Annotated in this window: 23 protein-coding genes and 2 pseudogenes; 15 read left to right on the top strand and 10 right to left on the bottom strand. The window is 43.9% G+C overall.

Going from position 1 to position 25,680, the window contains the following annotated elements; genetic code table 11:
• Nucleotides 1-580: 580 nt before the first annotated feature.
• Genes JO375_RS13870 through JO375_RS13860 form a run of 3 tightly spaced genes read right to left on the bottom strand, consistent with a single transcriptional unit; the run spans nt 581 to nt 1,976 of the window.
• Nucleotides 581-1,126, bottom strand: a complete 546-nt coding sequence (locus tag JO375_RS13870; RefSeq protein ID WP_229525022.1) for a C40 family peptidase — start codon at nt 1,124-1,126, stop codon at nt 581-583.
• Nucleotides 1,127-1,180: 54 nt separating this feature from the next.
• Nucleotides 1,181-1,522: a DUF3139 domain-containing protein gene (locus JO375_RS13865; protein WP_229525021.1), complete on the bottom strand. Its 342-nt coding sequence runs from the start codon at nt 1,520-1,522 to the stop codon at nt 1,181-1,183.
• A 46-nt stretch (nt 1,523-1,568) separates the two neighbouring features.
• The gene (locus tag JO375_RS13860; RefSeq protein WP_229525020.1) at nt 1,569-1,976 is read right to left on the bottom strand and encodes a replication/maintenance protein RepL; all 408 of its coding nucleotides are present in this window, start codon (nt 1,974-1,976) and stop codon (nt 1,569-1,571) included.
• A gap of 403 nt (nt 1,977-2,379) precedes the next feature.
• Between JO375_RS13860 and JO375_RS13855 the strand changes: the two genes are divergently transcribed.
• The 3 genes and pseudogenes from JO375_RS13855 to udk all read left to right on the top strand — a co-directional run bounded on the left by JO375_RS13855 (nt 2,380) and on the right by udk (nt 4,024).
• A complete protein-coding gene (locus tag JO375_RS13855; protein ID WP_229525019.1) occupies nt 2,380-2,664 on the top strand; it encodes a hypothetical protein in 285 nt (94 codons plus the stop codon).
• Between the two features lie 226 nt (nt 2,665-2,890).
• Nucleotides 2,891-3,314: pseudogene (locus JO375_RS13850) on the top strand (ClbS/DfsB family four-helix bundle protein); the annotation flags it as partial.
• A gap of 74 nt (nt 3,315-3,388) precedes the next feature.
• Nucleotides 3,389-4,024: a uridine kinase gene (gene udk, locus JO375_RS13845; RefSeq protein ID WP_229525018.1), complete on the top strand. Its 636-nt coding sequence runs from the start codon at nt 3,389-3,391 to the stop codon at nt 4,022-4,024.
• An 82-nt stretch (nt 4,025-4,106) separates the two neighbouring features.
• Here udk and JO375_RS13840 read toward each other — a convergent pair whose 3' ends face one another.
• The gene (locus JO375_RS13840; protein ID WP_229525017.1) at nt 4,107-4,697 is read right to left on the bottom strand and encodes an AAA family ATPase; all 591 of its coding nucleotides are present in this window, start codon (nt 4,695-4,697) and stop codon (nt 4,107-4,109) included.
• A 353-nt stretch (nt 4,698-5,050) separates the two neighbouring features.
• Between JO375_RS13840 and JO375_RS13835 the strand changes: the two genes are divergently transcribed.
• The 5 genes from JO375_RS13835 to JO375_RS13815 all read left to right on the top strand — a co-directional run bounded on the left by JO375_RS13835 (nt 5,051) and on the right by JO375_RS13815 (nt 11,830).
• Entirely contained in the window at nt 5,051-5,839 is a 789-nt protein-coding gene (locus JO375_RS13835; protein ID WP_229525016.1) for an IclR family transcriptional regulator, read from the top strand.
• Nucleotides 5,840-5,851: 12 nt separating this feature from the next.
• Nucleotides 5,852-6,502: a bifunctional 2-keto-4-hydroxyglutarate aldolase/2-keto-3-deoxy-6-phosphogluconate aldolase gene (locus JO375_RS13830; RefSeq protein ID WP_229525015.1), complete on the top strand. Its 651-nt coding sequence runs from the start codon at nt 5,852-5,854 to the stop codon at nt 6,500-6,502.
• Nucleotides 6,503-6,760: 258 nt separating this feature from the next.
• On the top strand, nt 6,761-8,071 hold the full coding sequence (locus JO375_RS13825) for an MFS transporter (protein WP_229525014.1): 1,311 nt from the start codon (nt 6,761-6,763) through the stop codon (nt 8,069-8,071).
• A 342-nt stretch (nt 8,072-8,413) separates the two neighbouring features.
• Nucleotides 8,414-9,976, top strand: a complete 1,563-nt coding sequence (locus JO375_RS13820; protein ID WP_229525013.1) for a response regulator transcription factor — start codon at nt 8,414-8,416, stop codon at nt 9,974-9,976.
• A gap of 39 nt (nt 9,977-10,015) precedes the next feature.
• Entirely contained in the window at nt 10,016-11,830 is a 1,815-nt protein-coding gene (locus JO375_RS13815) for a sensor histidine kinase (protein WP_229525012.1), read from the top strand.
• A 151-nt stretch (nt 11,831-11,981) separates the two neighbouring features.
• On the opposite strand, the gene JO375_RS13810 is transcribed toward JO375_RS13815, so the two are convergent.
• The gene (locus tag JO375_RS13810; protein WP_229525011.1) at nt 11,982-12,161 is read right to left on the bottom strand and encodes a hypothetical protein; all 180 of its coding nucleotides are present in this window, start codon (nt 12,159-12,161) and stop codon (nt 11,982-11,984) included.
• A 24-nt stretch (nt 12,162-12,185) separates the two neighbouring features.
• A complete protein-coding gene (locus JO375_RS13805; RefSeq protein ID WP_149094206.1) occupies nt 12,186-12,374 on the bottom strand; it encodes a hypothetical protein in 189 nt (62 codons plus the stop codon).
• A gap of 614 nt (nt 12,375-12,988) precedes the next feature.
• On the opposite strand from JO375_RS13805, the gene JO375_RS13800 reads away from it, so the two are divergent.
• The 4 genes from JO375_RS13800 to JO375_RS13785 all read left to right on the top strand — a co-directional run bounded on the left by JO375_RS13800 (nt 12,989) and on the right by JO375_RS13785 (nt 19,190).
• The gene (locus JO375_RS13800) at nt 12,989-14,278 is read left to right on the top strand and encodes an ABC transporter substrate-binding protein (protein WP_229525010.1); all 1,290 of its coding nucleotides are present in this window, start codon (nt 12,989-12,991) and stop codon (nt 14,276-14,278) included.
• 103 nt (nt 14,279-14,381) lie between these two features.
• Nucleotides 14,382-15,272, top strand: a complete 891-nt coding sequence (locus JO375_RS13795; protein ID WP_229525009.1) for a carbohydrate ABC transporter permease — start codon at nt 14,382-14,384, stop codon at nt 15,270-15,272.
• A complete protein-coding gene (locus JO375_RS13790) occupies nt 15,269-16,093 on the top strand; it encodes a carbohydrate ABC transporter permease (protein WP_229525008.1) in 825 nt (274 codons plus the stop codon). The genes JO375_RS13795 and JO375_RS13790 overlap by 4 nt, the downstream gene beginning before the upstream one ends.
• 52 nt (nt 16,094-16,145) lie before the next feature.
• A complete protein-coding gene (locus JO375_RS13785; RefSeq protein WP_229525007.1) occupies nt 16,146-19,190 on the top strand; it encodes a glycoside hydrolase family 2 TIM barrel-domain containing protein in 3,045 nt (1,014 codons plus the stop codon).
• 283 nt (nt 19,191-19,473) lie between these two features.
• Here JO375_RS13785 and JO375_RS13780 read toward each other — a convergent pair whose 3' ends face one another.
• Entirely contained in the window at nt 19,474-19,653 is a 180-nt protein-coding gene (locus tag JO375_RS13780) for an aspartyl-phosphate phosphatase Spo0E family protein (RefSeq protein WP_229525006.1), read from the bottom strand.
• 217 nt (nt 19,654-19,870) lie between these two features.
• Entirely contained in the window at nt 19,871-20,344 is a 474-nt protein-coding gene (locus tag JO375_RS13775) for a hypothetical protein (RefSeq protein WP_377532215.1), read from the bottom strand.
• Here JO375_RS13775 and JO375_RS13770 point away from each other — a divergent pair.
• A pseudogene (locus tag JO375_RS13770) lies at nt 20,302-20,609 on the top strand (phytase); the annotation flags it as partial. The gene JO375_RS13775 and the pseudogene JO375_RS13770 overlap by 43 nt on opposite strands.
• Before the next feature lie 6 nt (nt 20,610-20,615).
• Here JO375_RS13770 and JO375_RS13765 read toward each other — a convergent pair.
• Both JO375_RS13765 and JO375_RS13760 read right to left on the bottom strand, forming a co-directional pair.
• The gene (locus JO375_RS13765; protein ID WP_229525005.1) at nt 20,616-21,302 is read right to left on the bottom strand and encodes a response regulator; all 687 of its coding nucleotides are present in this window, start codon (nt 21,300-21,302) and stop codon (nt 20,616-20,618) included.
• A gap of 13 nt (nt 21,303-21,315) precedes the next feature.
• Nucleotides 21,316-22,908, bottom strand: coding sequence for an ATP-binding protein (locus JO375_RS13760; protein WP_229525004.1), 1,593 nt, complete (start codon nt 22,906-22,908; stop codon nt 21,316-21,318).
• A gap of 224 nt (nt 22,909-23,132) precedes the next feature.
• Here JO375_RS13760 and JO375_RS13755 point away from each other — a divergent pair, with 224 nt between their 5' ends.
• The gene (locus JO375_RS13755; RefSeq protein WP_229525003.1) at nt 23,133-24,476 is read left to right on the top strand and encodes a 2-hydroxycarboxylate transporter family protein; all 1,344 of its coding nucleotides are present in this window, start codon (nt 23,133-23,135) and stop codon (nt 24,474-24,476) included.
• 721 nt (nt 24,477-25,197) lie between these two features.
• Nucleotides 25,198-25,389, top strand: coding sequence for a CPBP family glutamic-type intramembrane protease (locus JO375_RS25045; protein ID WP_377529336.1), 192 nt, complete (start codon nt 25,198-25,200; stop codon nt 25,387-25,389).
• The last annotated feature ends 291 nt before the right edge of the window (nt 25,390-25,680 follow it).

Here is a 25,680-nt window from a genome sequence, read left to right as displayed (position 1 = left end):
TTTCCTCCATACAAAATTCCGATTTATTTATCACTTTACCGCGTTATTCTATTAGCATATGTATAAAACCTGGCATTTTGTGCACATGTCTGGCCTCTTGATCCTCAAATTTCGCCGTTTTTGACCTTCAGCGCCGATTAGCCTGCCGTGGAACAATACAAAAAAGCAGCGATTTGGCCAACTAGCCGATCTATGTTTTTCTCCCGATTTCTCCGTTTTTCTCCTTGTTCATTTTCGGAAAACGACCCTTATTTGTCTTGGTCTTCCGGTGCTTAGCTTATGGTCAATCACTTCTTCCAGTGCTTTTAACATGTTGTCCCAATCTAAAGGTGGGTGCTCGTTTTTCGGGGAAAATACCCGTTTATCTCCCGTTTCCTCCATTGCAACTCCCATTTGCTCAAAACAGGGTGAGTGACGGCAATTTCGTAGTATTTACCAAGTGGGTGCTATAAGGCTAATCCGTAAAAAAGCTTCAGACCGGATGACAAACAAAGAGAGCTCCAGGACCTTATCGGCCTGGAGCTCTCTTTGTTTGTCTGGTTTTGCTACCAGTCTTATACAAAATCCAATTTCATTACTTCTAAAAGTCTTCCCCGATTGTACCAGCTATAAAGAAGCCTTTTACTCCGTCATGACCTACATGAAGCCACTCATAAGGTTCCATAATAGATGGCTGTGAGGCTCTGTAAAGCGGTTCAGCACCGTAAGAATAATACGCAAGCCACGGAATTTTCGAACAATATACCTCATTCAAGTTACCCAAAGTATTATTTAAACCATATTCTGCATTACGGTGTGTTCTAACATAATTAGAAGCCCAAAAGCCTGCCTTTGTTCCAAGTTTAGAATCACTATTGCGAACAACCTTTGTATTAATATTTGTTGCAAACCAAGTTTTCAAAGATTGTATTTCTGGATGAAAACCATAGCCTCTAATCGTTGCTTCATATCCTGAGTTATTTACTACAATTCCGGCATGCCCAGTAAACCCATTACTAGAGGTATTATTAGTAACTAACACATCCCCAGTTTTAATCGTAATATTGCTGTGAGGATAAACTGCAGCAAAACTAAGTACCATAAACAATGATAACACTAACATAGAAGATAACCTTTTAAAAAACATTATGTAATTCCCACCATTTTTCAGAACTGAAAGGAATATAACACAATTCACCACTTATTGTCTATTAAATTCTTCTTTTAGGTGCTTCCCTTCTAAATTTGTAGTTCCAACTTGTTGGAACTTGCTATCACTTTCTTTGCTATACGTATAATAAACTTCAGGTTCATCAGAAAACCTCACCTGAACATCGTATGTTCCTGTTTTATAACTGTATACTCCTTCAACAGACAAAATATCATCTGGTTTATAAGATTCGCTGTTAATTAGGGATTCTTTTCCTTCCTTCGCTATTTGATTTTTTACCTCTGATGATCCCAAAAAGAATGTACGTACGCCTACGAACGCAATAATAACTAAGCCAAGAACAACCACTAATACAATGATCTTTTTTTTCATTTAATTCTCTCCTACTTAAAGTTATTTTTTAAAATTTTCAAGATCCTTAGAATCTAACAAGTAAGTATTTTTCATTATGCTCATCATTATCCCGTATGAGATCGCAATTAACCATTATCACACCAGTTTTTCTTTCAATAACATTATAATATTCTAATATTTTCAAAGTATCTATTACTGTTTGATAAGACACACCGGATTTTTCAGCAAGTTCTCTAGTAGTTGTAATGAGAACACATGTGGATTTTTCCATGTTCTCTAATATGTAATTAACTACTTTCATTTTTTTGTTTCCCGAGGAAACTACAAGCTTCATGATTGCCGAAAATATAGCCGCCTTTTTTGGAGTCCTTTCTATAATTTCAGTTGCTTCAATAATTTCACCTGTACTGAGATTTTGCCATTTGCTTTTATCTTTTATTAGGATTGGACTCTTCGATTCTCGTTTAGGCACTCATTTTCCACTCCTTCTACTTTTAAATTAGCCTAAACTATACCAAAATCTCAATTTAAATTAGATCAAAAAGACTAAAAAAATAATCACAAAAAAACAGCTTTCAATATCCATTAAGCTCTTAAAAAGTCTATACATAATTAAGCAACTCTATAAATTACAATCGCAGCTTTGTATCATAAACGTTCGTTTTTGATACAAAGCAGCGTAGCTGTCACCAATATGAATCTATATACACAGGCCGCACACTTTCCGGCGTATTTCTAAAAGCTACAAATGAGGAAATTGGTAATTCCGTGAAGGTAAGAGGACATGTTTACCACAATTAAGATTAGGATGCAAGGAGATCTGGAGCTTTGCTCTTCAGGTCTTCTTGCTACTTTGTTTTCTATGGAGGTTGAAAATGGTTTTGCTAAAAGATAGTTCTACCAAAGAAGCAATTCGAGAGCAATATGAACAAATTTGGAGTGAACTTTTAAATAAAGATGAGGAAAAAGCAGAACATGTTTTAAAGAAATTGGAATATGAGTTATTGCCTACTCGTCAGAGAATCCTAAGGCAATGGGAGGAAATCCTGTCTCCATTAAAAAAACGTTTTATCTGGATCATCCTTCTTAGTGTGATTGGGTTCTTCCTTTTAGCTTACGTATTATTTATATATGTATCTTTGTGGGTTGAAGATTATTGAGGACGTTTCTGGGAAACCGGAAGCGTCTTTTTTAGCGTTACTCACGTCTGGCATGTTCAACCGCCCTATTGTTTGTGTTCCAAAGCAATTTGAGTCTCGTGCCGGCTCCTGCAACTGGATTGTTTTCGTTCCAAAAACGAACAGTATACTTGTGATCAAAATGCTGGTATTGGAAAAATCCGAATGGACGCCTTCCGGCCAAAGCTAAAGCCTTAAAACTGCATAAAATAAAGATATTCGAATCCCCGAGGTAGATAAAACCCCCGCAGAAATGATTGCCTACCAGCTTGGATGGCTTCAGCTTGTCATGTCATGGGACAGAGAGGAAAAGGAAGGATCACCCAATCATCATGCCTGCACCAAATTATAAATGGAATAGACTAGGCGAGCTTTATCAATCCTTTTACAAAACCTATTCCCACCACTCTTTACGTGAATTACGCCAACGATTCAAGCTAACCGAGCAAAAATGGCTGGATTGGATGGACACACTCAGCCATGAAGAACTCTTCGTACAAGGCATTCACAAGTGGACGGGCAGAAATCCGAACTGGCCCATGGCCAGATGGATTCATATCAACTCTGTGGCACCTTTCAAAACATTCAGAGCCAAGCTACGAAAATGGAAGAAATACAAAGCTCAACAGTGATGAAAAAAAGTGTGCGTTGTGCTACAATACTTGAGTTGTATGGGATACATTTAGGGAAGGGTAAGTGAAACGCCATGCTGATTATTGGTATTGCCGGCGGTACAGGTTCCGGTAAATCGACGGTGGCACGCGCTGTCGTTGAGCGTCTTGGATCTAATAAAGTGACTTTCATATCTCAGGATAACTACTATAAAGACCATTCGCATCTGAGTTATGACGAACGTGCTTTGGTCAATTATGATCATCCGTTCGCCTTTGACAACGACTTGCTGATTGAGCATCTCCAGTGTTTGAAAAAAGGACAAGCGACTCAAGCGCCAGTATATGACTTTACGTTGCATGCCCGTTCCACTGACGAGACAATAGAGCTTCTGCCGAATCATATCGTGATGCTGGAGGGTCTGCACGTGCTGTCTGACGAAAAGCTCCGTAGCATGCTCGACATTAAAGTATTTGTGGATACCGATCCTGATGTACGCATTCTGCGCCGGGTACTTCGGGATATTGAGGAACGCGGCCGCACCATCCATTCGATCCACAATCACTATTTGACTACGGTCAAGCCCATGCATGAGGCCTTCATTGAGCCATCCAAGAAATACGCCGACCTGATCATCCCTGAGGGAGGACATAATGAGGTTGGTATCCAGCTGCTAACTATTTTAATTGAAAAATATTTGGCAGGGGATCGCACATGGGGAACTGTATAAAACAATAAAGCGCTCCTTGGAGGAAGCCATGCGGTGGCTTCGCACTCCAAGGGGCGCTTTTTTTGTTTGCATCACACCTGAACTACAAAGAGGTCGCTGTCTTCTGGAAGGAAAGTGTATTGTGCAGCCTGTTCTTGTCTACTTCAGCAGGACTATTATCAAAATGCCGGATGTCAATGTCTTCCCATAGGCATCTTCTGGCACGGATTCCTTCCACAAAAGCATCCCAATGGGCAAATTTCCATTCATCCCGCTCCAATCCGCGGGCTTTCATCCTCTCTTTTAATATATCAAAATCCACATCCACCTGTAATACAAGCGGTCTGATATGATGCCAGTCGTATTTTTCTTTTAATTCCCTAATGTAATCTTTGTTAGAAAAATAACTAAGAAACGGTGCATCCAGAACAACGGATCGACCCAATTGAAGGTTATCATTGGCTACATCCAGCAGGGTCTGGTATTCAAGAGGCATGATTGTATCGCTATAAAAGGTGTTGCCATCGCGCTCATGAGGCGAGTATCCTTTGGACTCCAGCAGTAGGCCCGTGAGCTTGTTGCAGATGATATCCTTATCCAAATAAGTAAACTGATATTCTGTAGCAAGGAGCTTACCAATCGTAGATTTACCTGAACTGGCAGCCCCGATTAAAAATATGGCTGTAGGTTGCATCCGTAATTCCTCCTTATAGCCTGCATTCTGTATTTCAGGATTGTTGCACATTTACATGAATTAACACCTTAAATGTATACGGTTTCAATCGATAGATTGGCACCACCTATACGGTACACATCAAGGAACTACTCAAAACCTCATTTAGTTCGCATATGCGAACCCTATTCGAAATATTGAATTTATTTTTTATTTAGATTATAACGTTTTCATAAGAAATTCAATCCCATATCGACATAAAAAATATTTTGTAATGGTTATTGATCTCTTTTGTCAGGCTGTACTATAATAAACCCGAAGTTCGAATTAATGAACACAGTTCGTATATGCGAACCGTATATAAAGGAGATTGCATGGAAAATTTTAAGCTGAATAAATCAGCCGAAAGGGTAGTCGATCTTCTGGTCCTGTTATCCAATAGCAGTTCCCCTCTGACACTGAACGAAATTTGCAAGACGTTGGGGCTACCCAAAAGCAGCGCCTTCGAACTGGTGCAGACATTACTCTATAAAAACTTTATTGAGCTGGATGATCCGCGCCTGAAGACCTATCGTTTGGGCATTGGTGCCTTTGAAGCAGGTATAGCTTATTTATCCAACATGGGCATCCCCCATCTGGCCAGACCGCTGTTGCAGGAGCTGAACAGACAGACTGGCAGCACTGTTTTTCTTGGAGTCGAGGATAAAGGGCAGATCGTGTATCTGGATAAGGCGGAAAATTACTCTGTTATGAGACCAACGGCAAAACTAGGCTCCCGAAGATTCATACACACCACTGGAATCGGCAAAGCACTTTTGGCAGCGTTACCAACGGAAAAGATCCAGTTTATTCTGGGAGATGGAGAAATTCCGGCCAAAACACAATACTCGAAGGTAACGTTACAGGAAATTTTGCAGGATATGGCGGAAATTCGGGCGCGTGGCTACTCCATTGATGACCGGGAAGACAATCTGGAAATGTATTGCATCGGTTCTGCGATATATGACCAATGGAATCAGCCGGTGGCAGCGATTAGTGTGGCGAGTATGTACTCCACCATGACGCCGGAGCGCGAGAGTATGATCGTCAAGCTAGTCAAGAAAACAGCGCTAAAGCTGTCCAACCAGTTGGGGTACCGTGGTGAACGGCTGTATAACGATTAGGAGGATAAGTTGATGTGGAAGAAGTTCAATAATCTCAAGAAGATAGCAGACACAGGCATTGTACTGATCATTCGTTTGGACAGCGAGCAAGAGGCTTTGGCAGTAGCAGAAGCAGCCGTAAAAGGCGGTATCAAGGCGCTAGAAATCACCATGAGCGTGCCAAATGCGCTTCATGTCATTCAAACACTGGCAGAAAAATACCGTGAAGAAGAAGTTCTTGTCGGTGCTGGAACCATATTGGATGCCGAAACAGCAAGAGCGGCTATTCTTGCGGGGGCAGAGCTTCTGGTAAGTCCGCAGCTCAACCCCGAAATGATCAAAATGGCTAACCGTTATCAGGCCGTGACGATTAGTGGCGCTTTTACCCCGACGGAAGTATTGGAAACATTAGAGGCCGGAACTGACATCGTCAAGCTTTTCCCAGCCGAAGTGTTAGGCCCGCAATATGTAAAATCGGTTGTCGCTCCATTATCTCAAGCTCCCATCACCCCTACTGGAGGAGTAACTCCGCAAAATGTGCATGAATGGCTGCAAGCTGGCTGCATCGGAGTTGGCGTAGGAAGCTATATCACCAAGGCTGCACAAAAAGACGGGGATTACAGTAAAGTTACGGCAGCTGCCAAGGAATTTCTGGAGGCAGTTGCGGCGGCACGTTCCATATAAAATCCCGATTGGCTAAGCCTGTATAAATCGCATTAGCAAGATAGGCGGATCACAACGATCAATAGCTGACCTTCGGATTTTCCGAAAGCTGCAAGCATCGTTGTGAATCGCCCATATCAAACAGAGCTAAGAAATTCTCGAAATAAATTGGAGATTAGCAATAATGTAAACGTATACAATTACGATTTGAATTACACATTTTAATTGGGCATCAGCCTTATTATTAAACACCATAGACATCAAGGAGCGTGAGCTTTCATGAGCAAAATCGAGAATACTCGTGCAACATCTGGAGGGCAACCTAAAAAGGCAGGTCTGCGTTGGGGCATTATTTTACTGCTTCTGCTTGGGGCCATCGTCAACTATCTGGACCGATCTAATTTAAGTATCGCGAATACGACCATCGCAGCGGAATTTGGACTATCCTCTACACAGATGGGTCTGCTGCTGTCTGCCTTTCTCTGGCCTTATGCCTTGGCTAATCTCCCGGCAGGATGGCTTGTTGACCGCTTCGGCCCGAAGAAAATGTTCGCATGGGCTTCCGGACTGTGGTCAGTTGCAACCATCGCCAGTGCTTTTGTAAATACCTATTCTTTGCTATATGCCATGCGTATGCTGCTCGGCGTATCGGAATCTCCGTTCTTTACTTCAGGGCTTAAAGTAACCGAAAGATGGTTTGCTAAAAGTGAAAGAGGACTCCCAACCTCTATTATTAATACAGGCTCGCAAATTGCCAATGCTATTGCTCCGCCCCTGCTGACTGTGCTTATGCTGACCATGACCTGGAGAGGGATGTTTATCCTCGTCGGCGCAATTGGATTGATTATTATGCTGATCTGGCTGAAAGTCTACCGTGACCCGAGCTTTACCGAAAAACAGGCTATCAACCAGAACGATACGGCTGCAGACACTGTTCCTGCGGCGGAATTAGATGCGGCTCAACCAGAAACAAAAGCCAAATGGTCTTCTCTTTTCAAGAATTCCAGCACCTGGTTTATGATCATCGGTAATTTCGGCATCATGTTTACAATCTGGGTATATCTGACCTGGTTGCCAAGTTATCTGGAAAAGGAACAGGGATTCACGCTGAAGGAAACCGGATGGATTGCATCTATTCCATTTGTTGCCGGTATTATTGGTGTATTGCTGGGCGGGTTCATCTCCGACTATTTCATCCGCAAGGGGGTTGCTCCTGTGACCTCGCGCAAGATCCCGATTGTTGGTGGTGCAATTTTGGCGGCGTCATCCGTAGCACCGATTCCTTATATAGACAGTACAGTGGTCAGCATCGTCCTTCTCTCTTTCGGTTACTTTGCTTCCCAGTTGCCTTCAGGCGTCATCTGGACGTTGGCAGCCGATATTGCTCCGAGGGAACAAGTTGCATCGCTGGGCGCTATTCAAAACTTTGGTGGTTTTTTGGGCGCTGCTTTGGCACCTATTGCAACCGGATACATTTTGGATACAACCGGAAGCTTTAATAATGTATTTTTACTGGGAGCATCCTTGCTCGTTATGGGAGCGATTTCATATGGAGTATTCCTGAAAAAAACAATCACTCGAGCTTCGTAAACGATGGGTGATGCGTGAACAACCAGAAAAAGCTGATCATAGGAAGCAGCGGAGAAGTAGGATTGCTTTTCCACTGCTTTTTCACATATATACAGTTTGTTCTTCATATAATCCCCATTGGTCCACCAGCCGATATCAAAAGAAAGGCTTGGTTCAAGATATTTTTGGATTCCTGTGTGGTTTATGTTAGCATGTAAAGATTAGATACTTTTATATTTGAATTAAGTTGGAAGCGTTGTCAAACGTATGCCTCTAATGATAAATATCTACCTTGATGGGAGCTTTTTTGAATCAGGATTTTTGCAAAATCCTCGAATAGATATAATTATGGAGCGTGCTGGCATGAACGAGCTATGCAACATTTTGATTGTAGATGATGAGATATTGGTACGACAAGGAATCAGACACCATTTATCGTGGGAACAGTATGGATTTCGGATTGTGGGCGAGGCCTCCAACGGGAAAGAAGCGCTGGAACTGATTGAATCCCTGCGCCCTCATATTGTCATCACAGATATCGTGATGCCTGTCATGGACGGGGAGGAACTGACGCGTATCGTCAAACAGAACTATCCGGATATCGAAGTTATTGTGCTCAGCAGCTACGGCGAGTTCAATTACGTGCGATCCACCTTTCAGCAAGGTGTCGCTGACTATATTTTAAAGCCCAAGCTGGACACGGACGAGCTGCTTCAGGTGCTCCAGAGAACGGCTCGCAAAATACCATCCATTCAATATCAGGCCGATGCCGGTGATCATCCGATCACGATGGATCATGTGATAGACAAACTCATTTCCGGCTATAGCATAGACTACGATGCTGAACTACTGAAGCAGACATTTCCTTTTGCGCGTTTTGCACTTATAGGTATAGAACAATCGGCACAGCAAGGTGCAGGCCGTTTCTACTCTGCCTCAGACCTGTTTTCCAGGCTAACGGATCGGGTGGCATCTGCCTGTGAACAAATCCAACTTCGACAATTGCCAGCAACTGACGCCCATGCGGCTGTTTTTTTGGCTAATCTTGATCCGCGGGAGGTAGAATCCTGGATGGCTGCAGTCAGGGAAGTGGCTCAGGAGACGAAGCAGGCCGATCCACAGATAGGCTGGGTGGCCAGCCGCCTGTTTGATGATTTTAATCGGATTAGCGAGGTTTACCAGGAAGAACTGCCAAAGCTGCTGAGCTACCGCTTTTATTTCCCGGAAACAGCGCTGCTGATGGAAGACAAACTCCCCCGGCCAGTTCAAGTGAACAGCTCGTTTAACTTGAAGCAATTCACAGAGGAGATGAAGCACGAGCATTTTGATACGGCTTTTGCGGATTTGAGATCCTATGTAGCAGCCATGTCGCGTAACTATAACTCGACTGCTTTTGAATTCAAATCGCTTCTCGGGAACATCGTGTTCAACATTACGATTTTGCTTGGAAATCAGGGATATGATATGAAAGAACTGGATGCAGCCAAATACGCCTATTTTAAAGCGATTCATGATGCGCTTCACGTACATGAAGCCGTGCGTCTGCTGGAGACTTTTTTGGAGGAAGCGGACAGGCAGATCATCGCCAAAACACAGCAAGGAAGCAGCACAAACATGAAAAAACTGCTGGAATATATCAAGGAGCACCATGCGGAACCGCTCAACCTGAAGACACTTGGACAATATTTCCATTTTAATCCTTCCTATTTGTCCAGTTACTTTACAGCACACCATACAGAGGGTTTCAGCGAATACTTGAACAAAATCCGAGTGGAAAAGGCTGCTGAGCTGCTGCGGTCAGGTACAACATCCATTTCTGATATTAGCAGCATGGTTGGTTATTCGGACCCCAGCTATTTTACCAAGGTGTTCAAAAAGGTGACGGGTTACTCCCCCAGTCAATACCGCCGGGAGCACCTCCATTAAGAGAGCAAGCCCATATCTGCAGCAGAAAAGAGACTGACAATGAAAAGGTATATTCATAAAATCAAATTTCAGGGCTTATTTTTCAAAATCTTTGTTGTGATGGTGGTCAGTATCACTGCGGTGTCGTTGCTGACCACTTTGGTGACGATTCGAATGTCTGAACGGCTATTTGCCGACACCTTCAGTATTACGAATGCCAAGGTACTCAGCCAGATTCAGTCCAGCTTTGAATCGTTCAACGACTCGATTGTGAATGCCGTCACCCATGCTTCGGAAAACGGGACGGTCAAAAACTACCTGACTGGCGGCCAAGCCGACTCCATTCACTCAGCCCGCATCTACTTTGGTATGGCACAGCAGATGAAACAGATTAAATCCAACGTTGATGCCTATGATGTCGGTGTCGCCGTTACAGGCATGAATGGCCGAAACTTCTATTCTGACGCGTCTTACTGGCCGGTAACTGCGGAGGAGCTCAAGAACAGTTTGATTACAGTCCGAAGCACGGCACAGCCGACACAGCTTATGTATCAGTTGGATACGGATCTCATGCGTCAGCAAATGAAGCATACCGGACAGAAGCCGACACCCTACATTATCGCTTCTAAAGCATTTATGGAACGAACCAGCGGCACTTTATACGGCATGATCTACATTGCTATTCGCGAGCCGGAATTTCGCCGCTTCTATAACAATTTCACCAGCAACGGCAATGATGTTCTTATTTTGGACAAATCGGGTCTCATCGTGTCGAGCAACCGCCAGGACTTGATCGGACAACACTCCCGTGAGTTGCTGGGCTATGCGACCCAAATCAATGAGCAAGGGCTAAATTACATGAATGCGGATGTGATGAACAAGGACAGTATCCTTCTTTCCAACTATATTCCTGCGTATGATTTTTACCTGGTCAACATGATCGACAGACAAACGGCGATTGGGCAAATTATTGATGTCAAATCCGTGGTATTTATCTGTATCGCCATCGTGCTGATTGCTTTGCTGATCGTTTTTCTGATTTCCCGTCGCCTGATTCGTTCTCTGACTCAGCTGGTGAAGCAGATGTCAACCATCCGCGAAAAAAATTTTGATAATTATATCCCGGAAACGGGCAGCTATGAAGTCAGACAGTTAAGCCATGCCTACAATTACATGCTGGATGAGCTGAATGACTATATCCACAAGCTGCTGGAGACACAAAAAGAACAGCGCAACGCAGAGCTTGCCGCGCTGCAGCGGCAGATCAATCCGCATTTCCTGTACAACACATTGGCATCGATCAAAATGCTGGTGCTCAAAGGAAACAAGGAAACCGCCGCCGAGACGATTAACGCACTCATTTCCTTGCTGCAAAATACAATCAGTAATGTAAGTGAGACGATTACGATTGAGCAAAAAATGGCCAACATGCAAAACTATGTGTTCATCAACCATGTGCGCTATGGACAGCGGATACAGGTAAATTATTTTGTATCGCCAGATTGTCTGGAATACCATGTACCCAAGCTGATCATTCAGCCTTTTATTGAAAATGCTTTTTTCCATGCGTTTAATGAGAAAAGCACAGGGTACATCTATATATTGGTGTCCAAAACGGAGGATACATTGATCTGCGAGGTCGTCGACGATGGGGACGGGATGGATTTGGATGGCCATACGGCAAAGGACGGACTACCCAATCCCAAGAGCAAGCGCCAACTGTTCACTGGCATCGGCATTCAAAATGTACACAATCGCATCACCCTTCTCTATGGAGAAGCGTATGGCGTAACCATTTCCAGCAAAAAAGGCGAGGGAACCAAAGTAAGACTGACACTGCCATTGATCGTAAAACCCGCCCCTCCTATCTCATAAAAATATAGGCTGCACTTAAAAAATGCGCATATAAAACGGAGTGGGCGGAAAGGTGCTGTGCAAGCGAAGCGGTCGCTTTAAAGGGGCTGTCCCAAAAGGGTACCGACGGATAATCCAGTCCCAACAGCCCCTTGTTCTATGTTTGATGATTCTAGTCTTTTTTCTTGGTACCGCTTTTTACTACAAAAAATAACAATGATAAGAAAAATAGAGCCTGTGAAGTTTTAACCATCAACATGATTCCTTCGCCTGAATTTTTTATATCAAACAAAATATCAGCTATGGATACCAAACCTGTAGTAATAAGTATAATCAATGCGAATATGTACACGTTTAGCCCCCCTTTTGTTCGGTTTTACAGCAGGAAGAAGACAATAGCTCTGGATGCAGGTTCGGCCAACCACGCAGGCAATCCAACATATTTTAAGGCGTAAGCAAGACCATCCTCTGCTGTGCCCGTGAAATCTACCATGATATCCAAAGCTTGCATTATTACTTGATAGCCAAGATAATATTTCAAAGTTTCTTTTGCACCGTCGGTCAAATCAAGTCTATCTTAGTCTCCGAAGTTATAGAAGATTCTACGTTGTTGGCAGGTTGAGCATTGGCGAAAGCAGGAAGTGTAAACAAAGACAACAAAAGAGCTGATAATGATGCGATACCTAATTGCTTGAACTTATGTCCTATTTTATATAAAATTGATATATTTTACATCGATATACTACCATAGATTATATATTTTTGTAAATAGAGGTATATAGTAGAGGTTTTTTCCTTGAAAGAATAGGGAATTTCCCAAATCGACTTTTGGGACAGCCCCCGCTTCGGAAGTATCACTTCTCCGGGATTTCTGCCTTATGAAAGACTTTATTCAAGAAATCCAGAGGCGGTGGCGATGGGAAGCACCATCCGACCGCGGAGTGGCACTTCGTGTACAACTTTCGTTTTGTTTATAAAAAAAGTACCCAAATCTAAAGAAAGTACAAATGTAAGCGGTGCCTCTTTTAATAAATCATAATAATAAGACAAATCCGTATAAAGATATTCCTATCACCAGCCAGGCAAGGATGATAAACTAGATTCATAAACAAGGTAATCGCTTTCAAAAAAATTTAAATGATTAGCAATGTATTAAAAAAAGAGTAGGGGTTGAACAAAATGAAAAAAATGTCTTTCCTTTTGCTGATTGCAAGCTTGATTTTGCTATCCGCATGCTCCAGCAATTCTGAAAAAGCAGCTACGACCACAGATTCAGGCAAAAAAGAAATCACCATCTGGGCATGGGACCCGAACTTCAATATCGCGGCCCTGAAGCTGGCAAAAGATCGCTATGTTGCCAAACATCCTGATGTAACCGTAAACATTGTTGAATATGCTCAAGATGACATCGTACAGAAAATGAATGCCGGCCTCAACTCCGGTTCTACCAAAGGATTGCCTAACGTGGTTCTGATCGAGGATTACCGGGCACAAAACTTCCTGCAAGCCTATCCGGATTCCTTTCATGATATGAGCAGCTCGATCAAAGCATCCGACTTCGCCGATTATAAAATCGGACCGACCAGCTACAACGGCAAGCAGTATGGTGTACCATTCGATTCCGGTGTTATGGGTTTATATGTAAGAACGGATTATCTGGCACAAGCCGGATACAAAGTAGCTGACCTGACCAATATTGATTGGGACAAATTTATTGAAATCGGTAAAGCTGTAAAACAAAAAACAGGTAAAGACATGCTTACTCAAGATCCGAATAAACTTGATCTGATTCGGGCTATGACCCAGTCCGCAGGTTCATGGTATCTGAAAGAAGACGGTAAAACACCAAACCTGGCTGGTAATGCGGCTCTGAAAGAAGCGCTCTTGACGTACAAATCCATGTTTGATGCGAATATTGTTAAAATGAATGCCGATTGGAGTCAATTCCTGGCAGCATTCAATAGCGGCGCAGTAGCTTCCGTACCTACAGGCAACTGGATTACACCTTCGATCAAGGCAGAAGCTTCACAATCTGGTAAATGGGCCGTTGTTCCTCTCCCTATCATGAAAAACATACCTAATTCCGTGCATGCTTCCAACATTGGCGGCAGCTCCTGGTATGTTCTTAACTCAGAAGGTCAGGATACCGCTGCTGATTTCCTGAAAGCAACATTCGGTTCAGATCAAGAATTGTATCAAGAGATGCTCAACAAAATCGGAATTATCGGTTCATTAAAAGCAGCCTCCGGCGGTAAAGCTTATGAGAAGGCAGATCCGTTCTTCGGCGGCGACAAAGTCTATAAGAAATTCGCAGACTGGACGAAACAAGTTCCAAAAATCAATTATGGTCTGCACACTTATGCAATTGAGGACATCATGACCGTTGAAATTCAAAACTTCCTGAACGGCAAAAATGTAGACGCAGTTCTGGAAGATGCTCAAAAGCAGGCAGAAGCACAGCTTAGATAAGACAGTCTTCCTAGCCAAGGCTAAACAATAATAACGATAAGCACTTAAAACCTTGGGCTTGCGAGTTCAGGGTTTTAATGCTGTGCAGGGAGTTGATATGGTTATGAAGACAGCCAAAATGACTACAACACGTCTCAAAGCAGGTATGACAGGATGGTTATTCATATCCATCGCAGTGATCATGATTGCGGTCTTTTATTTCTACCCGATGATTCAGGCGCTGATCTTGTCCTTCAAGACAGGCACAGGGTCTAATCTCACCTTCAACGGCATTGATAACTACAAGCGTCTGTTGACGGACAGCATGTTTATAACCGCTGTAAAGAATACATTCTTCTATTTAATTTTCCAGGTGCCTTTGATGGTCATTCTGGCTCTGTTCATTTCAGTGTTGCTGAATGATAAAAACCTGAAATTCAAGGGCTTTTTCCGTACAGCCATCTTCTTGCCCTGTATTACATCGCTGGTAGCCTATTCCGTTGTATTCAAGTATTTGTTCTCGCCTGACGGTCTGGTCAATTCCCTATTGCTGAATCTGCATGTGATCGGCACGCCGATTCAATGGATTACAGACCCTTTCTGGGCCAAGGTTACGATTATTATCGCGATCACATGGCGCTGGACCGGTTACAACATGATCTTTTACCTGTCCGGTCTCCAGAATATTGACAGCTCCATCTATGAAGCAGCCCGTATTGACGGTGCTTCTTCGATTCGCCAGTTTTTCAGCATTACCGTTCCACTGCTCAAACCGATTATCCTGTTCACCTCGATTACATCAACGATTGGCACACTCCAGCTCTTTGATGAAATTATGAACATTACCAAGGGCGGACCGGGCAACGCGACATCTTCTATTTCGCAATATATTTATAACCTGTCCTTCAAATATTCATCTGATTTTGGTTATGCGGCGACCGTATCCTACTCCATCGTCATTATGATCATTATCTTGTCGATTATCCAGTTCAAAGTGGCAGGTGAGAAAAAATGATGAAAACGAAAAGAATATTTACGTACGCCTTTCTGATCCTTGTGTCGTTCGTTTCCATTTTTCCGTTCCTGTGGATGCTCTCCAGCTCCACCAATCTTTCGGTCGATGTCACAAAGGGCAAGCTTCTGCCCGGCGCTCATCTCATGGATAATATACGCAATTTGCTGGAGAAGGTGGATATCGTTACAGCGCTGAGCAATTCGGCCAAAATCTCTATTTCCACGACGCTGCTGGCGATGCTGATTGCATCACTGGCCGGCTATGGCTTTGAAATCTACAGAAGTAAAGCCAAAGATGTGGTGTTCAACATCTTGCTGATGTCGATGATGATTCCGTTTGCGGCAATCATGATCCCGCTTTACCGGATGTTCGGCAGCATTTCGAATGTCGTCCCCTGGATCGGCATTGATACCCTTTCATCTGTCGTCATCCCGACCGTCACTACGGCGTTCCTGATCTTCTTTTTCCGGCAAAGCACTAAAATGTTTCCAAAGGATCTGCTGGAAGCAGGCCGTATAGATGGATTATCCGAGTTGGGTCTGTTCTTCCGCGTATACATGCCTACGATGAAAACAACCTATGCCGCTGCCGCGATCATCACGTTCATGTCGAGCTGGAACAACTACCTCTGGCCTCTGATCGTGTTGCAAACGCCGGAGAATCAAACCATCCCGCTGTTGATCTCGAACCTGGGCTCAAGCTATGCGCCTGATTACGGTGTAATCATGATCGCTATCGTCCTGTCTACACTGCCGACTGCGCTTGTATTCTTCCTGATGCAGAAGCATTTTGTAGCAGGTATGGTAGGCTCGGTAAAATAACGGGCTGCTGGAAAATACCTACATTTCATTTTAAAAATAAGGAGTGTTCGCCTTGACCATCCATACCCCAAGTCTGGACTGGCTTACCGATGTGACCAAGTTCGCCGTAAATCGGCTGCCAGCCTATTCCGATCATAAATATTACGCCACGCTACAGGAAGCGGAGCGTCAGCCCGATATGGCCTGGCGCTACAGCCTGAATGGAAGCTGGAAGTTCAACTATGCAACGAATCCGGCCAGCCGTCCGGTGGATTTTTATACCCCTGACTTTGAGTATGCCGGCTGGAGCGATATCCAGGTGCCGGGTCACATTCAGACACAAGGCTTTGGCCAAATGCAGTACGTAAATACGATGTATCCGTGGGACGGACATTCGGACGTTCGCCCGCCGCATATTCCCGAGGATCACAACCCGGTAGGAAGCTATATTAAAAGCTTTGTTTTACCGCAAAATATGATCTCCGACAGGCAGCCTGTGTTTATTTCATTTCAAGGCGTCGAGTCGGCCTTTTATGTATGGCTAAATGGAAGCTTTGTCGGTTACAGCGAGGATAGCTTTACACCGTCTGACTTTGAACTGACACCGTTCCTGCAAGCCGGCGAAAACAAGCTGGCGGTAGAGGTATATCAAAGAAGTACGGGAGCCTGGCTGGAGGATCAGGATTTCTGGCGTTTTTCCGGCATTTTCAGAGACGTATATCTGTACACGATTCCTGTCGTTCACGTGCGTGATCTGCATGTGAACGCCGACTTGGACGCCTCCTACACGCGGGGTTTACTGGAGCTGGAATTGACCTTGGGAAAACCGGCAACAGCCTATGCAATCGTCGAAGTAAAGGATGCTACTGGTCATGTTGCTGCCTCTTTGAAAACGGATTTCACAGATGGCAAGGCTCTGCTGTCGGCAACTCTGGAACAAGTACAGCGCTGGAGTGCGGAAAAACCTTATTTGTACACGTTATTTATCCAAATTTATGCTGCCGATGGATCACTCGCCGAGGTGATCCCGCAAAAAGTCGGCTTCCGCAAATTCGAGCTGCTGAACAAAATCATGCACCTGAACGGCAAGCGTATCGTCTTCAAAGGCGTCAATCGCCATGAATTTAACGCCCGCACCGGGCGTGCGATTTCCCGTGAAGATATGCTGTGGGATATCCGAACGCTCAAGCAAAACAATATGAACGCTGTCCGTACCTCGCATTATCCGAATCAGACCCTATGGTACGAGCTGTGCGATGAGTACGGGATATATGTGATTGACGAAATGAACTTGGAGACACACGGGTCTTGGCAAAAGCTCGGCGCCGTCGAGCCTTCATGGAATATTCCCGCCAATCTGCCTGAGTGGCAGGATATCGTCATGGATCGCGCCATTTCCATGCTGGAACGGGATAAAAACCATCCGTCCATTCTGATCTGGTCCTGCGGCAATGAGTCGTATGCCGGAGAAGTGCTGCGCAATGTAGCCAACTATTTCCGTGCCGCTGATCCGAGCCGTCTGGTGCACTACGAAGGTGTGTTCCACAACCGCACTTACGATGACACCAGCGATATGGAGAGCCGGATGTACGCAAAACCAGCGGATATTGAGCAATATCTGAACGACAATCCGCAAAAACCGTATATCAGCTGTGAATACATGCATGCGATGGGCAATTCCGTAGGCGGTATGCACAAATATACGGAGTTGGAGAACAAATATAAGCTGTACCAGGGCGGATTTATTTGGGATTATATTGATCAGGCGGTCGTGAAAAAAGATCGCTATGGACGCGAGTACCTTGCTTTCGGCGGCGATTTTGACGACCGTCCAACAGACTACGGGTTCTGTACCGACGGAATTGTCTATGCGGACCGGAAGGTTTCACCGAAGATGCAGGAGGTCAAATTCCTGTATCAAAATCTGAAGCTCATCCCGGATCGAGGCGGTGTGACCATTCGCAATGAGAATCTGTTCGAGGGAACGGGCGACTACGAGTTGGTATACAGCCTGCTGCATGAAGGCAAAGAGATCGCGCGGAATGCCATGCCCGTGGATGTGCCAGCTCAGACCGAAGCCTATATTCCACTGGCGTTCCCTGATACGAACGGAAAACCGGGGGAATATGTCATCCACACGGCTCTGGTTTTGAAAGAAGCCGCGCTCTGGGCTGAAGCCGGGCATGAAGTAGCCTTCGGACAACATATTTTCATTGAGGAAGATTCAAATCCGTTGCAAGTGCCAGCGGGCGGTGCCCTGCGAGTGGTACATGGCGATGTCAATATTGGCGTTCACGGCCTGGATTTCAGCATCATGTTCTCCAAGGGAGCAGGCAGCCTGACCTCGCTGCGTTACGCCGGACGCGAGATGATCGCTATCCCTCCTGCCCCGCTGTTCTGGCGCGCAACCACGGACAATGATCGGGGAACCGCACAGGGCTTTGAAGCCGGTGCCTGGTTCGCTGCGAGTCTGGCGCGTAAATGCATGGGCGTCGAAGTCACGGAAGAGCACACAGACCGTGTGACCGTTACATTCCGCTACACGTTCAGCATTCATGCATACGTACAGGTCACGGTAGCCTATACCGTCTGGGCCGATGGCAGTATGACCGTTAAATCCACCTATGAAGGTGCATCGGGACTGCCTAACCTGCCGATCTTTGCCCTTTCGTTCAAGGTCCCGGCAGACTATCGCCATCTGGAATGGTACGCGATGGGGCCGGAGGAGAACTACATCGACCGTGCCTTCGGCGCGAGACTCGGCGTATTCTGCAACGAAGCTGCGGATAACCTATCCGGCTATGTCGTGCCCCAGGAATCCGGCAACCGTACAGGCGTGCGCCGTGTCGATATTACCGACGATTCGCGGCGCGGCATTCGCATTACCGCGCCGGCAACCGCACCGGTGGAATGCAATATTTCGCCATACACAGCTTTCGAGCTGGAAAATGCATACCATCCGTACGAGCTGCCCAACGTCTATTACACCGTTGTCACCGTCGCCGGCAAACAAATGGGCGTAGGCGGCGACGATAGCTGGGGCGCTCCCGTACATGAGGAATACCAAATTCCAGCCGATCAAAAGCTGGAATTCGAGTTTACTGTGCAACGGATATGAGTATATTGAGCGGATGCCGGTTGGCTGAACGAATACCAGATGGGTACTTTCTGCTCAAATGAATGGTTCCACTCTTAAAACGTGGGTTAACGAACATATTGATAGTATTGCTTTAAATAAAATATTAAGGTACTGATTTCCGGTGCCTTAATACCTTTTTCGTTTTCGGTTTCGTTATGTAACAGGGAGGTTATTTTTGCATAAAGCAGGATGGTGAGAAAAATTGGATCATTTAGGTATAGTCGTGTTACCAATGGATACAGAAAAGAATTTGGTATTTTTGTTATACCAGTTGGGTTAGATTTTGGGTCTGGAACTTACGGTTGTACTCATTAATAAGGTCATCCAATAGCATAGACTGTTCAAGTACGCATGCATGCGTGAAATCATATTGTTTGTATAAATTATGCAACCGTTGCCGGGCATCTTCTAACTGCTGGTTTAACGTTTCATCTGTATTCATCTCGCATCCCCCTAGTAAATCCATTTTAGGGTAAAATGTGTAATTTTGATTCACGAAATTTTTTAGCCAAAAACTACAAGAAGAAACAAAAAGAGACCAGCATTTAAGCTGGTCCAGATAGTAACACTCGAATTACGCACCGCCGATGATTCCGTTTGGAGAAAACGTTCCAAGACCTTCAGTCGGAGCTTGGATTGTCTTTAAATACCAATAAATGTTATAAATTCCAAATAGCAAAACCATCTTTTTGATCATTTCTTTCCCACATGTCGTACCGAGCAATTATTTCAGGATCAGCATGCACTCTGAAACGCTCAAACAAACCAATACAATTAGCAATAAGTAGTGCATGTCTAAGCATAACAGCTCTTTCAAAAGCGTCTATTAAACATTTGAAACCATATGGATATCTTCCTTTAATCAGGTTGTACTTGGCTAACTTGTACCAAAACCGTGCTGCTTCCTCCGGTAACACTTGCTGAGTATTCAAGTCAGTAGACGTTGGTTCCTGATAGGCAGCAATTTGAGGCTCAATGCGTTCCAGGATATGATCTGCATCCAGATTATACCGGTTGGCAGCTTCTACGATGTTTAAGAGTTCGGCAAAAATTTCGTCCTGCCCTTCATATACTCTACATATTCGGGCAGGACAGCAGCTACGCGATCTATGAACGATAAAGCGATAATGCATATATTAGCAACTTTACGATCAGCGCCAGTCCTACGGTCGACGGGACCTCTTTCACAGACGGTATTGATGTCCTTGGCTATGGATTAGGCAAGGATTTTCCGCACGGTATCTTCGTTGCACAAGATGACGAAAATCTTCAAAACGGCAAAAAGTTAAATCAGAATTTTAAAATGGTACCTTGGGAGCAAATCGCCAAGGGCACGCGCATCCCGCTAACGATAGACGATGGCATCCGCGTGAATTGGTAAACCGAAGAACGCAGTAATGTCTTTTACTTTATTATACGGTACAATCTTTGTGGGCGTCCGATCGTGCCATATTGCATAGATTCTTCGACCATATCTTCATGGACCATATATTTCAGATAATTGCGGACCGTAGATAGACTAACCCCGGCAAGTCGAGCTATGTCATCCGCGGTCTGCACATGAAGCTGGATGTCCAGTACTTGTTTGATTCGGTCCAAAGTTCTTTCGTCAATGCCCTTTTGGAGCTGATTGGCGGTTGGTTTAGGAGCACGAAGCTTCATCAGCTCATTCACATATTCCTGATCCCACTGTTCCTGGGAGAATAAACGATTTTTATATTGCGCATATTTACGGAGCGTGTTTTGTAAATGATTCAAATCAAAGGGTTTTATCAAGTAGTCAAAAACCCCTAATCTTAACCCTTCCTCTACAATTTCGCTTTCTTTGGCAGCTGTGATAAGAATAACGTCGCAAGGCAAGTTCTGGCTGCGGATGGTGCGCAATAGCTCGATTCCTGAACTGTCTGGCAAATAGACATCAAGCAGCAAAAGGTCCGGCTTCAACTTTATAATATGGGAAAGGGCTTGTTCATAGTTATGTGCTGTCGCAACTAAATGGTAACCTTCGAAGGAGTCTATCAATTTCCCGTGCATTTTGGCAATTCTGAAATCATCCTCAATAACAAGCACATGCATTGGCGACCCTGCCATAGTAAATTCCTCCTTATTTGGGCAGCGAAACTACTAAAGTAGCACCTGACGAGGAACTATCCATAGATAGTTTTCCACCGATGTTGGCTACCAATCGTGAAAGCAGCGCAAGACCGAATCCCCGGCCGCTTCCTTTTGTTGTCACTCCATCGTTAAAAATATCTTCCCCTAATTGGGGATCAATGCCTGGCCCGCTATCTCGAATTACGATATTCAAATCATCGGTTGTGTTAAGGAGACTTACCGTAATTGTACCGGGCAATGATGCGGACTTGTTACCAGACATGGCCTCGAGTGAATTTTCGATGGCATTGCCGAGTATAGTAACAACGATGTCCCTATGAGGGCATGGATTCGGCAGCGAAGACTTTGTGTCGATCAACACATGCAATCCCAGTTCCTTTGCCCGGTTTATTTTTCCAATAAGGAGACCTACAATCGCAGGGTCACGTATTTTAGTCAGAAAAGAATCCAGCAGATTTTGCTGCTCTTCATTAATTTCTTCGATGAGTTCATTCACTAATTCATACTCTTTCATCTTAATCAATCCCGAAATCAGATGTAATTTATTCATAAACTCGTGCCTTTGGCTTCGCAAGGAATCGGCATATTGTCCGATATCTGCAAGACGATGATCCATCTGATCGAGCTGAAGTTTGTCCCGAAATGTTGCCACGGCACCGACTACTTTATTGTTGGAGTATACGGGGACTCTATTTGTAATACTCAGCGTATTGCCTATAATCATGGGCTTATCGTTATAAATGGTACCATCCCTGACAACATCGTACAAGCGGGATGACGGTAATATGGAATTGATGTCCGCTCCAATAACGTCTTCTTCCTCCATTATCTCCAATATCTTCTTGGCTTCGCGGTTACAGGTGGTTATTTTTCCATCACTGTTGATCGCGATGATACCTTCTCGGGTGGAATTCAAAATAGCGGCCTGTTCCTGCGTAAGAAAAGCAATTTCGTCTGGCTCCATGTTAAAAATTTGCTTTTTGATGTGACCGGATAGCAGGTGCGCGCCAACGAAACCGGAGAGGAGAGCGATAAGCCCAATGAGCGAAGAGCGGATAAATAATGAAAGGAGCTCTTGCCAAATATCATGCACAAGAAAACCGACGGATACGAGTCCGATTTGGTTATGATTGGTGTCGTATACAGGAGTTTTTCCCCGAATGGAATAACCTAACGAGCCGGTTGATGTAGCTATGACGTCTTCCCCTTGTAATACTTTCTGATCAATTTCGTAATCTTCCCAGCTTAAATGCTGACCGATGTTATTCGGGTTTGGGTGGCTGTAACGAATCAAATCCATATTAGCAACAACAATGAATTCAGCATTTGCTTGCTTTCGAAGGCTTTCAACAAGCGGTTGAATGGCGGAGGATAAATCAGGATCTTTTAACCCGTGAGCAACCTGCGGCAGACTGGCAACGGTTCTCGCTATAAAAAGAGCCCGGTCCCCGGCTTCTTTAAATTTTCTCTCCACAATGATATAGCTCAGCGCGGACATCACCAGCAGTAAAACAAGTACAATATTCAAAAGGACAAGCAGATTGATTTTAGACCTTAATCTCATCTTCTTTTTATTTGACATCGAATTCTCCTTTGATACCATCCGTTGTTTTTATTGTGGTAAATACGTGAAATGTGAAAAAAAATCTTTTGATCACAATATATAAATCATTGCTGATATCAACTATACTCCATATTGTAAACGCTATCAAAACGAATTCAAATCATTTGTAGTCATGAAAAAACTATGTAATTAAAGGAAATTTCGAAAAAGAACAGATGTCATCTAACAAGGGGGAAACAAACATGATTGAAAATAAAGTGAACCAAACCGTAGAACTCATTTTGCAACCGCAACCAGCTTGGAAAAAAGTTTTAGGTTTTAAAGTTGGCGGAGTTATTCCTGTAAGTGTTTATATTCCGTTTATGATTGTGGTCTATCTTTTAATTAACGCTGGTAAATTCCCAAAAGATATGATAGGCGCTATTTCCATCATGACGTTGTTCGGATTCCTTTTGGCGGAAATTGGGAAACGGATTCCTATCCTGAAAGATGTTGGCGGTGCTCCGATCCTGGCTACATTCGTCCCTTCCTATATGGTAGCTCATAAATTGTTGCCCGTCCCTGCAATTGAAAGCGTTACCACATTTATGAAAACAACAAACTTCTTGTATGTGTACATCGCTATTGTCATTTGTGGAAGCATTCTCGGGATGAACAGAAATTTAATGATTAAAGCGATTGCCAAGATGTTTATACCTTTACTGGTGGGCACGATCGTCGCAGTTGGCGCAGGTATGCTTACTGGCACTTTGCTCGGGTTAGGCGCATTCCAAACATTTTTTTACATTGTTGTCCCGATTATGGCGGGAGGCGTTGGAGAAGGGGCAATTCCCTTGTCCATCGGCTATGGAGAGATTTTGAGAATAACACAAGACCAAGCCTTTGCACAGATATTGCCTTCCGTTATGCTGGGGAGCTTGAGCGCGATCATTTTATCCAGCTTGTTAAAAAAATTAGGTGAAAGTAAACCGGAATTGACCGGAAACGGTACCCTCGTTAAAGGCGGGGACGATGACATATTGAAGTATGCGGAAGACAAAGATAACAAGTCGATCGATCTTTCTCAAATGGCTACCGGGGCTGCGTTGGCATTCGGATTTTATCTATTGGGTACCTTTGGGGCTGCAACGTTTGGTATTCCTGGACCGATTATTATGCTATTTGCTGCAGTGGTTGTCAAATACTTTGGATTGCTGCCGAGAGAGCTTGAAGATGGAGCACAGATGATGCAGCGCTTCTTCGTGATCGGTGTAACTTATCCGCTACTGCTCGCTGTAGGCGTTTACAATACCCCTTGGAATACCTTGATTTCAGTCCTGAATCCGGCATATCTCATCACGATTTTCGTAACTGTTTTATCTATGGTGGCAAGTGGATTTTTTGTTGGTAAATGGATGAATATGTATCCGGTTGAAGCCGCTATTATTACCGCTACGCACAGTGGGCAGGGCGGAACAGGGGATGTCGCGATTCTTACTGCATCCGACAGATTAGTGCTGATGCCCTTCGCCCAAGTAGCGACACGGATCGGTGGAGCGGTTACTGTAACGGTTGCTATTTTTCTGCTTCGTTGGCTGGTACATTAAGGTCCTCTGTTCATAAAACGGCGAACCATTGTGAATTTGCTACATCACGGCTCGCCTCGATCTAAACACCCGCTCACTGAGCGGGTGTTTGCTTTATACTACGCAAAAAGGCCATGAATCTTCTGCAAGTCATGTACCCAGCGCATCAACTTCTCATAACCGTAAGCATCGTTGCTGAACGATAGGGTGCGACCAGGCTGGATAACCGCGAAAATTGACGGCCCCGGCTACGTGGGTTTCCTCGGCGATATCGATCCCAACGATCATATGATTTGTAGTAATGCATTCGATACGTTGATTAATAGAAGTATTTCCCTCTCCAGAACGACAGGAGGGGTTTGCTATAATTTTTTTAAGGAAGTGGAATTATTATAAATACTACCATGATTAAAAACATAATTTCGTTATTTTTACTTGCGTCACTTATTATTTCGATACAACTAAACAATTATTTACTTCTTGGTATATGGGCAGTTACCTCTATTTTTCTTTTTGTTACTTTTGATAAGTCTATGAAATCGTTTGTTCTTACAAATGTTCTATTTGGTATTGGATTTTTCGCTTATTTATATGTAACTTCGCATTGGACGGTACAATTCCAGAGAAAGGAATTACGTATATTTTTCAACAGAATATCATTAGTTTTTATTTTGGTCCCATTGTTCATTTTATCTTTCTTTTCTAAGTCTCCATTTATAACATAGGTGAAAAATGGGCGGTTGTGGTAACAAGTTTAGGTTTTGGATTACAACATTATTCACTCGGAATTCCTTGGGTTATTTGTATTTCCTTTTCTATTGAAGGAATGTTTTATGGGGGGATTACTATCAAATCTGGAAGTATTATTCCCTCAATTATTTGGTATATTGCTTTGAACACTCTTATGGTTTTAAGTGGTTTAATTTTAAAATGAAAATTTCGTAGAGAAGGGTTCAAACAATAGAACTCATTTTTGTATAAAATATCAACAATGAATTTTAACAGAAGAGCACATACATCCCGGTTATCCCCTTGTCCGATCTCTGTCATGAACCGGTTCGGCGTCATAAGAAAAAACATCAGGAAATCGACATGGGTGTAATAAGACCAAGCCTGTTTCGAGCCTTAAGGGGTGTTTGACCAGACCACGCTAAATCCACAGAGTATATTGTTATTATTCATGTTATCCAAGGGCATTTATAATCAATGGTGGGAGGGAGATCAT

The sequence above is a fragment of the Paenibacillus farraposensis genome (genome assembly GCF_020736845.1).
Taxonomy (GTDB): Bacteria; Bacillota; Bacilli; order Paenibacillales; family Paenibacillaceae; genus Paenibacillus; species Paenibacillus farraposensis.
Note: the sequence above shows the minus strand (reverse complement) of the source record. Positions and strands in the feature narration are given on the sequence as shown.